The sequence below is a fragment of the Bacteroides sp. HPS0048 genome, assembly GCF_964240755.1.
Lineage (GTDB): Bacteria > Bacteroidota > Bacteroidia > Bacteroidales > Bacteroidaceae > Bacteroides > Bacteroides nordii.
On the sequence record NZ_CAXSVC010000001.1, the window covers coordinates 162,717 to 176,211 of the forward strand.

Consider the following 13,495-nt stretch of genomic DNA (forward strand, 5'->3'; position numbering starts at 1 on the left):
AATGGAGATAGCATCTTATACTATTGATAAAGATGTAGTTATAATGTATGTGACAGGCAAGATTATTGATAGTTCAAGTGATGGTATTAACGTAAATCGAGCTGCTTCGGATATTACTTCTGGTATTTCAGATGTATTTAGTGGAGTATTTAAATTTGAAGGACAAACTTATACTTTGCAAACAGATGTCCAATTAGATGCAGTTAGTTCAATGGATGATGTTATGGATTCAGATCATTTATTTGTTCTCCGTGATGCTGATGGACAGAGTGCAAGAGGAGCAGTTAACATGATAGGGGGAAAAGTTATAAACTTAGCATCAAGCGACTATACAAATGATAATTGGTTCTCTAATACGTTTTTTCAAATAATATTCAGACTGCCCTACATGAATTTGGGCATACCGCAGGACTAATTCATACTGATCCCCGTTCAAATAACTTAATGGAACCAGGTGGAAGTAGAACAAATATAACATCGGAGCAAAGGGCTACAATGATGAATATGCGAAGTCGCATAAATGGCGGATCAAACTATTTGATGAGATATAAGAGAGAACCATATCCTTATGTACATGATTCTGAAGCAGGTGTTGTATATACTATAACAAGTTTACTGAATTGGAATACAAAATATAGGAAGAGGTAATTTTATGAAGAAAAATATTGTAATAAAACTATTTGGGGGGCTTTTCATTGTGTCTTTTTTTGTTCTCCTTTTTATGAGAGTTAATACCAATATTTATGTTTGGAACTACTCTGGTTCTTCCACACCCATTGATATTCAACTAAAAATTGATGATAAGCTAATTTTTAAGGACTCTTTGCGTAGCTCTTCATTTTTCCCTACCATAATCTGTAAGAAGTTAAGATATGGGGTACATAAAATTGATGTGTTGTCTAAGAAAGCAGATATTAATCAAAAAAGTAAAATTTTACTTTTTCCTAACCAGTACATTTTTGTTGGATTTTCTGGAACCGATATATTAACCTTGAAAAAGAAAGTATTTAAAGAAGGGAATGATTCAGTAGATGTTTCACAAAAATTACTTATAAAGAAAATGCCAGGTTATCGTCAGCCTGAGTTTTTAATAGAAAGTAAATTTAATCCATTTTATACTCAATAACTTATTTTGCTCTGCAATATGAATAAGGTGTAGGAAGAAAGATAACTCTTTATTCTAAACTATAGTTCATGAAGGGTGGTAGATATTTATGGAAGGAGGTAATTTTTATGAAGAAAAATATTGTAGTAATATTGTTTGGGATTCTTTTAGTCATATCTTTCTTTTCTATAAAAGTTAGTACCAATATTTATGTAGGAGATTATTCTTATTCTCCTATGGTTATTGATGTTCAACTGAAAATTGATGATAAATTAGTTCTCGATGATTCTTTGCATAGTTCTCCTTTTTTCCCTACTATACTCAATGAGAAATTAAGATATGGGTTTCATAAAATTAATATATCATCTAAAAAAGCGGACATTGATCAGGAAAATAAAGTTTTTCTTTTTCCTAATCAATACGTCCATATTGAATTTTTTAGGGCAGACACATTAGGTATGGGGGAAGAAGCTTTGGCAGAGTATAATTCGATAATAGAAACTTTTCCGGGTGTATTTAGCAAAAGAATTCCTTCTCGTACTCGGTCCAGTTTTGGGGTATGGACTAATTTTAATCCGTTTTATACAGAATAATTTGAATTTATATGAGAAAGCTAAAGAGAATATTTTTTATTGTTTTTTTAGGGATACTTGTGTGTGGCATTTTACAGCAATTGTATTATAAAGTAAAATATGAAGGAAACTTGATATTTTATATAGCTAATGAATCTTTGGTGGATCCTGCCCAATTGGAGATTTTTATAGACGGAATTAAAATCATAGATGAGGAAATTGAAAACGGATTTCATTGGTATAAACGATATTCTGCTAAAACGACATCTGGTAATCATAAAATAGCTGTTAGAATGAATGGAGAGCTTGCTGAAGAAGTGGAATTAAATACATTTTTAGTTACTTTTATGACTATAGAGTATTATGGAGATATTTTGGATATTCCAGGTGAGTATAGAGGGCAACACTTTAATATAAGTGTTCACAAATCTCCAATGCTTTTTATAGCTTAACAAATAATGTTTTACAATACATGTATATAAAAAAAGAAAAGGGAAATTTTACATGAAAGAAGAACTAACTGCAGATGAAAATATGCATTTATTCAATTTCTCCCTATGCGTATTGTGCGAATAATCCGATAAATGCGATTGATTTAAATGGAGATAGTATCTGGTATACTATTGATAAAGATGTAGTTACAATGCATGTGACAGGCAAGATTATTGATAGTTCAAGTGATGGTATTAACGTAAATCGAGCTGCTTCGGATATTGCTTCTGGTATTTCAGATGTATTTAGTGGAGTATTTAAATTTGAAGGACAAACTTATACTTTGCAAACAGATGTCCAATTAGATGCAGTTAGTTCAATGGATGATGTTATGGATTCAGATCATTTATTTGTTCTCCGTGATGCTGATGGACAGAGTGCAAGAGGAGCAGTTAACATGCTAGGGGGAAAAGTTCTAAACTTAGCATCAAGCGACTATACAAATGATAATTGGTTCTCTAATACGTTTTTTTCAAATAATATTCAGACTGCCCTACATGAATTTGGACATGCTGCAGGACTAACTCATGGTACCGCTACAGGTTTAAATAATTTAATGAAACAAGGTAGTGGAAGAAATATAACATCAGGGCAAAGGTCTACAATGATATATATGCGAAGTAAAATAAATAATGGACCAAACTATTTGAAGAGATATGCGAAGGAGCCATATCCTTATGTACATGATTCTGAAACAGGGGTTGTATATACTGTAAAAAGTTTACTGAATTGGAATACAAAATATAGGAAGAGATAATTTTATGAAGAAAAATATTGTAATAAAAACGCAGATGAACGCTAGAATTTACGCAAAGATTGAATGAAATCTGCGTTAATTTGCGTTCATCTGTGTTTCTAAAGAGACCTACGGATAGCTTGGTCCGGCTTTTGACTTTTACCCTCTCTTTCTGAGAAAGCTGTCACAAGTTATGTTTTTTAAGCAGGCTTGTTTATCGGTCAGGCATTTTATTTATATCTATTTTCTCTCACCATCATCTTTCAATAATAATTCTCTTTTCTTCCTGAAAATAAAGTATTTTCTCCCAATAAAAAGATATCTTTCTTCCTAATAAATCTATAACCGTAACTTTTGGTTATAAAACCAAAAGTTTTGATTATATAACTAAAAGTTTTGTTTATACAACCAAAAGTTGCGGTTATAGTTCATTCTATAAGAAGGAGAACTTCTTTCAGGAAGAAAAGCAAGTTTTATTCCTGACTCTCATAAGTATGAAAAGGATAAGGGAAAGAGCAGGAATACCGGTTTCCTTTTTATACATTTTTACTTCATAATCGGAATTACCATATTCCATGACCGCGTTGCATTTTCAAACCCTCCGGGCCCATCCATCGTTGCAAAGAATATATAAGCAGGTTCACCGTTTTCAAAAAAGATGAAGGGGCGTTCCAGTTGTCCCTGGGTAGTTACTGTGCCATCTTCCCATTCCAATGTTTTGGAGTAGGCCTGTGCGTCTTTATCTACTGTCCAGTGAGTCGCATCTTTTGAGTGTGCCATAGCTCCGGCTTTGGCCTCGATGGTGTATTTTCCTACATGATCTTTAAAGATGATGTGATATCCATCTTTGTCTTTCCATAAGAACGGATCTTCTGCCTCTCCTTGACCGTTTACCTGAAAGATGGGCTGATTGTTGTTCTGTACTTCATAAGGACCTTCTATATGCTTTGCTTTGGCAATTCCTAAAGCCATATCGGAGTATTTGTCATTACCGATGTATTCCCGGGCTTTGAATATCATTGTAACCGAACCATCTTCTTCTACAATAGGAGAGGGGTTTGACGTCAGAAAACTATAAAAAGTATTGGGCTTGGTTTTTAGGATAGGTTCGTCAAGGCGTGTCCACGGACCGTAGAGAGATTTGGATTTGGCAATACCCACTCTTTTATTGCTACGGGCTACTATACACCACGGACTTTCCAAGGTAAGTTGTTCTGCAGTAGGCGTATCGAAGGGGTGAGTGGATCCCATGTAAATCAGATAATAAGTATCTCCCTCTTTTAAGATACGTGGGTTATGTGCCGAACGTCCGTCCCAGTATTGTGCCCCTCTTTCTGCCAACGCGATGTCTGATAGTTTATAAGGTCCTTGTGGAACATCACTGGTGGCGTGTACAATTTCCGATGCTACCATCCATCCCGGATGGAAAGGAAGAGATTTCGGAAAACGGGATACGAACATGTGATATTTACCGTCATCTCCTTTAATGACAGAACTTCCCCATACCCACCAGCCTTCACATTCGAAGGCCGGTGCTTTATAAGCTTTTCCAAGTTTCCGGAATAATGGATTTTGGGACTTTATTTTCTTTTGTTGTACCTCTTGCAATGTTTGGGCGTACATTGTAGTTCCCAACAAAAGATATATAATAAATAGAATGCTGTTTTTCATACTTTAATCTCCTTCGTTTTATTTCTTATGAAGTTTTACTTCCAGGCTTGCTGCATCTGTACAGGTAAACTCTAATACTGTTTTTTTAGTATCTGAGGAGACTGTTTTGCATTCGGGAGTTTCATCGATTTCCCATTTGCCTTTTAGCTCGATACGGACGGGGATCGATTGGCTTGGATTTCCTATCCAGGGACGGGAGTAAATACTGCGTTCGATGCGTTTTCCCTGTTCATCGTATATATCATCCGAAGGACCCCGATAGAGTGCCAGGTCGGGTTGGCATACGGTAAGTACGGCTTCCTGCTTATGCTCACGTAACATGATGAGGCAGGAGGTATCTACTTTTTGTATGAGGCCTTTCGGCAACACATCCGGAGTTTCAAATAAGATATAAGAGGTAGTATTACTCTTCAGATCGCGTACGATATGTGCATTACGATCCTTTTGAAGTACCTTATAAGATGGCTTTTTAGCGAAACTGCTTATCTCTGTTTGGGTTGTCTGCGGAAGAATCGCATATTCGTAGGAGCCTCCTTTGGGTGCTTTGCCATGATCGACAGTCAGTGATACCCAGTCTCCTTCGGTTTTCTCTCCGGTATTTTGCTTACGTGAGTATTGCGGAAAATTCTTTTCGAACTTGGCAGCGACGGGAACATAATAACCTGTTCCGATGGGATCTATCCAGTACTTTCCGTTGCCTTGATAATCTTTCCAATAGTTATGTCCGGCATCATCTTTTACTGCAAGCTGGAAGATGGTTGTTTCTGTAGGATATTCATTGTTTGTATTTTCAATATCCGAGCCAAGACACACAATCACTTCGTCAAAGAAATGAAAAGATTTACGGGCGCGGTGTGAGCCATTGTATTTATCATGTTCGTGCAGCTTCATTCCGAATGCTCCGTTCCTGTGTTCCTGTGAGATACCTCCTGCAAATGCTTCGTCCGAATATAGCATTTCTTCATATCCCGAAAACACGTCTACATTGAGAATATTGGCTTCCAACTGATCTACCGGGAGATGAATGGCTGTAGTTCCTGGGATACGTCCCCAGTCAAAACCTTCTTCCTGCCATCCGCCGCTGGTAGACGATACCTCTTCTCCCTGAGGGGCAGTCATGATTTGCAGGCTACCATGGGCCAGATAACGTCCGAAAAGGTTTGCACCACGATAGTGCTCGGCAGCCCATAGATAACGCGAATGACCGCGGGCCACTGCCGACCAGTTATTACGACGTTGTATGGACACACAAGCGTATCCCATTGCCTTATTCCCTTCGGGATCCTGTTCCGGACTAAATCCTTTAGCAGAAAATAGATTTCTGAAAGATTCTTCTCGTTTGTTGCACTTATACGGTGCTTCTGTCAGGCGTAAATAGGCATTGGTCATGTCTGTGTCTATATCTTGTTTCCGGTCAGGGGAGCCTGCCAGAGCCATTAGAATATAATGCTCGGGGATTAACTCTCCTTTCCCATTGGGATGACGTCCGGACATTGAGAGAGGGAAACTACGTTTGTTACAATAGAAACGCATGGTGAGGAGTACTTCTTTCACTGTCTGATGAGCCAGCTCTGATACTGCAAAACCGGTATGGCTCAGTAGATAAATCATGTTGGTAGCTCCTGTCAGACCGCCTGTTGCATAAGCCGGATAATTGTTACAATGGTGATAGGCGGAACCATCTGCTTTGAAGGCATCATTCAACCCTTCAGCCGGTAGACAACCATTATTGAGCCATCGTGAGTAGGATTTCAGATACTGTACTTTCTCAGGAGTATCTTCCATGAACAGGATGCTGGCGATACGCCCGGTACTGAGTGTATTGAAGAAATCGATATCGATACCTGCTGTTTTCGGTTTATTATATACATCGTTTACAGTCGAATACCAAAGCATTGCTTTTTCTGCTTCTTCTTGTTTCCCTATTTCCCGGAACACTTCTTTCATCAGAAAATAGGCAGTAAAGAAAGGACGGAAACTATAACCGTAATGGGTGATATTACCCAGACAACTGCCATATGCTATCCCCTGATCGGTAATATGATCATACATTGTAATAAACATTTGCTTGAGCGCATCTTTGTCCTGAGGATTTATTGCATTGTTATATGCTACGGCGATTCTGTTCATTAAACTAAAGAAATTGCTAACTTCCATGTTATTAGCGGCCATTATATTTCCTTTCCAATCGGGCAGAATGCGTTCGTAAGCTTCGCCTGCACGTCCGTAAAAAAGAGGAAGTCCGGAAACTTTGCCATCTTTGTATGTTATACCGTAGGATTCGTATGCTTTGCGCAGGTTAGCTATCGTTTGCGGAGTAACTTCACTTGGAGGACATATTATTTCCCGCAGACGATTTTCTATTACTTTTATTTCCTTATGTTGCAGGTTACTAACTGTCTTTTCCAGTGGGATATCCGGAGTTAATTGAGAATATTTTAATGCAAATAACCAATGATTACCGGTTTCTTTGTTAACAAACGGCACTTGTAAATCGGCTGTTTGATAACGATGGTCCATTTTAGCGGCTGTGAGCAAATGATCAATGAATATTTCGCCCGGAACATCGGGAGCGGTAATGCGTATTTTGTTCATTCCCTCTTCGGGGGTCCCTTGCATATCCCGTTCATAAGATACCCAGGCAGCCCGCCATCCATGGAAATTCAATCCGAAAGGGAACGAAGTACATACTTTCCCATCTTTCAGAAATTCGAATTGCATAGTTTGGGCTATTGGCTTTTCATTGTATATCCATACCACAAAGACTGACAGATATTTATCAACTCCTGTCGGATCTTTTTTTTCGAATTTCAGATCTTTATCAATGGTGATACTGCTCCCTGGCTGGAATTTCCATTGCAGGGAGTGCGTACCGTCTTTATAATGTTGGTCGGAGATGGATAGACCGGAGTTTGTACCGGAAATAAATGAAGGTACTTCTGCCGATTCGAAAGACAGAAGTCTGTCATGTTTCACTATTTGTGCTGAAAGCAGGATAGGTGTAACCGCCATTATGGTAGCACAGATACCATTTCTGATAGATTTGTATTTTGTCATATGAATTGTGTATTAAAAATAAGATATTTATTTCTTTACTTCTTCTAATAAAGCAGATAACTCTTGTACTATTTTGGGATGTTCGTTTGCCACATTCTGTCTTTCGGAAGGATCAGATGACAGATTGTATAGTTGAGCACGTTTATCATTGCCTAATTCCATTTTTGTCCAGTACTCGATGGCTGGTCCATCACTGGGTTCAATATATTTCCATTGTCCCTTGATGATAGCAAGCGTGTTATTCAGGTTCTGTTGCACAACGTAGTCACGATTGGCAGCTTCTTTACCTAATAGTACTCTTAAATGTTCCTGGCTATCGGGAGCTGCCCCCTTTCGCAAAGGTTGTTTCAGTAAAGAAGCAAGAGAGGCATAAACGTCTATTTGGGAGAAAAGGGCTTGTTGTTTACTTGGTTTGATACCTGCCGGCCAGCGAACGATGAATGGAATGCGTGTACCAGCTTCATAAGCACTGTATTTGCCACCTCTGTAAATCCCCATAGGGGTATGACCGTTCAGCAGTTCGAGAGCCTGGTCCTGATAACCGTCATCAATGACCGGACCATTATCGCTTGTGAAGATTAGCATTGTATTTTCTGTAAGGTTCAGGCTATCCAGTGTATTCATGATTTCACCGATTGTCCAATCTAATTGCAGAATAACATCACCACGGGTACCTAATCCGCTTTTGCCTGCAAAACGGGGATGTGGAATGCGGGGAACATGTACATCCTGTGTACCCATATACAGGAAGAACGGTTCATTTTTGTGTTGTGAAATGAAGTTTTTAGCCTTATTGGTGATGATATCGGCTATATCTTCGTCTTTCCAGAGAGCCGATTTTCCTCCTGTCATCCATCCGATGCGGGGAATACCATTAATGATTGTATTGTTGTGGCCTTGGCTGGGTTTGAGTGTAACCAACTCCGGATTTTCTTCACCTGTAGGCCAGTTGCCCACTTTGTGATTATAGCTGACTGTAATCGGGTCATTCGGGTCGAGTCTTACAACACGTCCATTCTCTACGAACACACAAGGTACGCGATCTACAGTAGCAGGAATCACAAATTCATAATCGAAACCGATGTCTTGTGCATTGGGAGATATCTGTTGATTGAAATTGGTTCCTCCTTTGGGACCTAATCCGAGATGCCATTTCCCCACTACACCAGTGGCATATCCTGCGTCTTTCATCATATCGGCCATCGTGACACAAGTAGTATCAATAATTAATTCGGAGTTGCCTGGAGCAATTCCTGTGTTTTCCTGTCGCCAGGGATACATACCTGTTAATAGTCCGAAGCGGGAAGGGGTACTGGTGGCGGAAATTGCATAGGCATTGGTGAACTGTACACCTTGTCCCGCCAGTCGGTCAATGTTGGGGGTACTAACCTTGGTTGCCCCATAACAACTGAGATCACCAATACCAAGATCGTCTGCAAAAATATAGATAATATTAGGTTTCTGTTGTTTGTTATTTCCTGTTTCTTTTTGGGCACTGACTCCACAACTTGTTATCAAAGTGATACCGGATAGTAGAGGCAAAGTATACAATACCTGTTTCATGGTTTTTATTATTTAAGGATTTCTATTGTGCAAAGATAGTCCTCATGAAACAAGATAATGGATAATGTTGTACGGATAAAGGCAAGAAAAGTACATAATGGGGAGTGATAAGCGATTAGGGATGGGTGATTAGTGGTTAGTGATAAGTGATTAGTAGGCTGCGCAATTTTCCTGTATGATACTAATCACTTATCACTAATCACTAACCACTAATCACTCTTCTTCTTCGTCGTCTTCTCCCTCTTCTCCTTTTCGATAATTCATCGGACTGACGTGATATACATCTTTAAAACATTTGCTGAAATATCGCGATGAAGAGAATCCTACTTTGTCTGAGATTTCCGTAATGTTCAGCTCCGGATTGTTTCGTAACATAACGGCACCTTTTTTCAGACGGATGGTTAGTATAAAATCATTGGGAGTTTGTCCTGTTACAGCTTTTAACTTACTGAACAGATTGGTACGTGCCATTCCCATTTCACGGGCAAAAGTGTTGACATTGAAAGTTGAATCATCCAGATATTTTTCTATAATTTCCATAGCACGGTCCAACATCTCCTTATCCATAGGGTTTGTGGCCAAAATTTGTGCAAATGCCTGGGGTTGCTTTGTAAACTTTTCTTGCAACTGAATGCGTGAATTAACAAGATTATTGCAACGTGAAACTAATATGTTGATATTGAATGGTTTTGTGATATAGTCATCTGCTCCAAGACGCAATCCTTCCACAGTATGCTCCACAGCAGTTCTTGCTGTAAGCAAAACTACCGGGATGTGGCAGGTGTTAAACTCGCCTTTAATCTGTTTGCACAATTCCGTTCCGGACATACGGGGCATAACCACGTCACTTAACACGATACTTGGCATCTCTTTTTGTACCAGTTCCAATGCTTCTACACCGTCCGATGCGGTAATAACCTGATAGAAAGTCCGGAAGAGCTCTGCCAACATCTCGCGAATAGATGCGTCATCTTCTACAATCAACATCTTGGTATCTGATGGGTGAGTCGGAACGATGTCGTTGTCTAAAGCAGCTTCTGCCATTATGGCGGCAGTGCCCGGCTGTGCGGGTTCCTGCTGTTGTATGATCTCTTCTTTCAGGGAAATCTGCTCTTGTTCAAAGTGCCCGTTGCCTAATTTTAATGTGATAATAAAGCTACTGCCTTTACCTTTCTCACTTTCTACGGATATTGTGCCGTGATGTAACTCAATGATACCTTTGGTTAATGCCAGTCCTATTCCGGTTCCGGCACCTACTGCTAAAGTGTCAAGTTGCTCAGTCTGATAGAAGCGGTCGAATATTTTATCTATTTCGGCAGCATCAATACCCGAACCGGTATCTTGTATTACGATGACAGCATTTCCGTTCTGTTTTTTTACACAGATAGAGATCGTGTCTTCTTCCTTGGTATGCTTTAATGCGTTGGAGAGTAAATTGTTGATGACTTTTTGCATCTGCTTCTGGTCATACCATACTTCAATGTCTTCTTCTTCTTTTTTAAATTTGAAGTTGATTTTTTTACTGCTGGCATACTCTAAGAACAGCAAATAGTTTTCATAAAGGAAAGTAACCAGATTATGCCTGCTTACCTTGATCTTCATATGTCCCTGTTCCTGTTTACGGAAATCGAGTAACTCTCCAATTAATTCGCGCAGTTGCAAACTGCTTTTGTAAATCCTCAGAATTTTATTATACACAGTTGGAGTAAACGTCTGTACTTGTAACAGCGTTTCTATCTGACCTACAATAAGCGTGAGTGGTGTACGGAATTCATGAGAAATATTGGTGAAGAACCTTAGTTTGGACTGATTTAATGATTCCAGGTCTTCAATATGTTTCTGCTCGTATTTGAGAGACTCGCGCAGTCTGATTCTTGATTTGTAAACCTGAATAAGATATAGCAGTAGACTACCTGTAAATACGACATAGATAAGATAAGCCCACCAGGTTTCATACCATGGCGGAAGAATATGGATCTTCAGTCGGACTGCTTTGATGTCTTCCCGCTGAGTCTTTACTATAAAAGTATACGTACCGGGATTCAGGTTGGTATATGTGATGAAGTTTTGACCGCGTTGTACACTGTTCCATTCATTGGAGAACCCTTCGAGGCAATAAAGTATTTTATCCCGGTTGGCAGGAATATAGTTTGAGGTGGTATATTCGATACTAAACATGTTCTGATTCGCCTGTAGGGTAATCTCGGGAGTATAGGATAAAGAGTATTGCAAGATACCGGTTTCGTCGTCCGGAGTAATCTCTTTTCCATTGACGATAAGACGCGACAGAAGGATATTGTATGATTTGGGAGTAAAAAACAAAGCTTTTTCGTGAAAGGATATCATTCCCTGTACACCACCCAGGAATACTTCTCCGTCACGGGTAATGTACAATGCATTCTCATTAACGGCAGTTAAGGGAAATCCGTTTTCAATACTGTAATTGTGGAATTTTCGGTTAGGAACATCAAATTGGGAGAATCCTTGATTAGTAATGAGCAGCAGGCAGCTTTTCTCAAAAGACGATTCATGTATTTCGTAGATACAATCGCTGGATAGTCCGTTTTTCTGCATATCGAAGTTTTCGAAACTGTCCGTTTCCTTGTGATACAGATCGAGCCCGCTACCGGATGTAGAAAACCATAAGTTACCCTGGCTGTCCTGCATGATACTGTTTACATTGTTATTACTGATACTGTTTGTATGATTGTCGACATCATTCGGAATTGTTGAATCATGCCGGTAATTGATTAGTTTATCCGTGTCAAACCGATAGGAATAAACGCCTTCGCCTGTTGCGGCAATCCAGAGCGTGCTGTCCCTATCGACAAATAAATCGGCTACCATTTTCATAGCTTGTCCTTCTCTGGTGTCTTTGAAGAGTTGTTGGCAGGTTTCTGTTTCCGGATCAAATAGGCATACTCCGTTTTGTGTACCCACAATGAGTTGATCATGGAAAGGAGTTATGTCCCGGATGATGTCTGAGGGTAATGAGTGCGGATCATCTTCTTTCATTCTGTAATGAGTGAAGCGGTTCGTACGTAAATCCAGTTTATTAAGTCCGCCTAAGTGGGTTCCGAACCACATTCTTTCACCTTTTTCATCATAATAGATCGCTTTTACATTATTGTGCGAAATACTGTTGCGTCCTTCTTCGTGACGTAACCACCGGAAAGTCCCTTCTTTTCGGTAATAGACATTTACCCCACCTCCTTCTGTACATATCCATAAATTTCCATCCTTATCTTCTATCATACGTCCGATGATAGAACTACTTAGGCCATCCCGTTCCGTATCGGAAGCTTTGTAACGGGTGTAAATTTCGTATTCCGGATTGAAATAATTTACTCCTCCGAAATAGGTGCCGAGCCACAAGGTACCCTGGGCGTCCTTTACAATGCACCAAATAGAAGAGTGCGTGAGGCTTTCTGTTTCATGTCCTGCCGTATAAACGTCAAAACGGCCATTACTCTTTTGATAACGATTCAGCCCGTTAAATGTACCGATCCAAATGTTTCCATTGTTGTCCTCGCAACAATCTCTGACAAAATCAGAAGAAACACTATTGGGATTTGACGGGTCATGACGCATATTGTGTATTATCCCCTCTCTATCGATGTGATATAATCCGTATTCCCAGCTTCCGATCCATAGCTCTTTCGAAGAATCCTGATAAATGCTTGTTATATTTCCCTTTTCAATGGGGTGGGTAAGTGTTTTGTCTTTATCCAGTTTATAAACGCCGCTATTTTCGGTTCCCATCCACAGATTGCCTTTATCGTCAAGATGGAGGCAAGCGATAGAGATATCTTTTCCTGCCAGGTGGTAGGTAAGGTCAAAATTCCGTGTCTCCTTGTTGAATACATATACTTCGTCCTTTTTACCGATAAAAAGACGTTCGTTAAAATAGATACTTGTGACTTTTCCTTGCAATAAGGTGGTAAACTTCTGCGTCGTAAGGTCGAATTCGGCTACACCTTCCGTACATAGCACATAGACTTTTCCTTTCTGATCTCCTGTAATACGAAGAATGGTATTACAGAACAAACTGTTAGGATTGTTTTTCTGTAGTTTGAATGTTTTTATATTATTACCATTGTAACGGTTCAGCCCTTCACGTGTACCTATCCAGATTCCCCCTTCTTCGTCTACATAGAGACTGTTCACAGAAAACTGAGATAACCCGTCATCAGTAGTCAGATGACTGAAAGTTATGTTTTGTTTCTGAGCAAGAACGGTGACTGTATTAAGTATAACTAAGAATAAAAGGATGAATTTTTTCACTTTTTGCCGGGTTTA

General features: G+C 39.4%; 9 protein-coding genes. 5 read left to right on the forward strand and 4 right to left on the reverse strand.

All coding sequences use genetic code 11. The features are described 5' to 3' along the window. Position 1: 1 nt before the first annotated feature. The 5 genes from ACESQI_RS00610 (at position 2) to ACESQI_RS00630 (ending at position 2,926) form a co-directional block, all read left to right on the forward strand. The gene (locus ACESQI_RS00610; RefSeq protein ID WP_373125336.1) at positions 2-415 is read left to right on the forward strand and encodes a hypothetical protein; all 414 of its coding nucleotides are present in this window, start codon (positions 2-4) and stop codon (positions 413-415) included. Positions 416-652: 237 nt separating this feature from the next. Further along, entirely contained in the window at positions 653-1,126 is a 474-nt protein-coding gene (locus tag ACESQI_RS00615) for a hypothetical protein (RefSeq protein ID WP_025866563.1), read from the forward strand. A 107-nt stretch (positions 1,127-1,233) separates the two neighbouring features. After that, entirely contained in the window at positions 1,234-1,698 is a 465-nt protein-coding gene (locus ACESQI_RS00620; RefSeq protein WP_081768100.1) for a hypothetical protein, read from the forward strand. 11 nt (positions 1,699-1,709) lie between these two features. Further along, a complete protein-coding gene (locus ACESQI_RS00625; protein WP_025866565.1) occupies positions 1,710-2,129 on the forward strand; it encodes a hypothetical protein in 420 nt (139 codons plus the stop codon). A gap of 74 nt (positions 2,130-2,203) precedes the next feature. After that, positions 2,204-2,926, forward strand: coding sequence for a hypothetical protein (locus ACESQI_RS00630; protein ID WP_373125337.1), 723 nt, complete (start codon positions 2,204-2,206; stop codon positions 2,924-2,926). A gap of 525 nt (positions 2,927-3,451) precedes the next feature. Here ACESQI_RS00630 and ACESQI_RS00635 read toward each other — a convergent pair. The 4 genes from ACESQI_RS00635 to ACESQI_RS00650 form a co-directional block, all read right to left on the reverse strand. After that, positions 3,452-4,576, reverse strand: coding sequence for a glycoside hydrolase family protein (locus ACESQI_RS00635; RefSeq protein ID WP_320908708.1), 1,125 nt, complete (start codon positions 4,574-4,576; stop codon positions 3,452-3,454). Positions 4,577-4,594: 18 nt separating this feature from the next. Further along, positions 4,595-7,633, reverse strand: a complete 3,039-nt coding sequence (locus ACESQI_RS00640; RefSeq protein WP_373125338.1) for a chondroitinase family polysaccharide lyase — start codon at positions 7,631-7,633, stop codon at positions 4,595-4,597. A gap of 27 nt (positions 7,634-7,660) precedes the next feature. Further along, on the reverse strand, positions 7,661-9,196 hold the full coding sequence (locus tag ACESQI_RS00645) for a sulfatase-like hydrolase/transferase (RefSeq protein WP_373125339.1): 1,536 nt from the start codon (positions 9,194-9,196) through the stop codon (positions 7,661-7,663). Between the two features lie 213 nt (positions 9,197-9,409). Further along, positions 9,410-13,480, reverse strand: a complete 4,071-nt coding sequence (locus ACESQI_RS00650) for a two-component regulator propeller domain-containing protein (RefSeq protein WP_373125341.1) — start codon at positions 13,478-13,480, stop codon at positions 9,410-9,412. Positions 13,481-13,495: the final 15 nt, after the last annotated feature.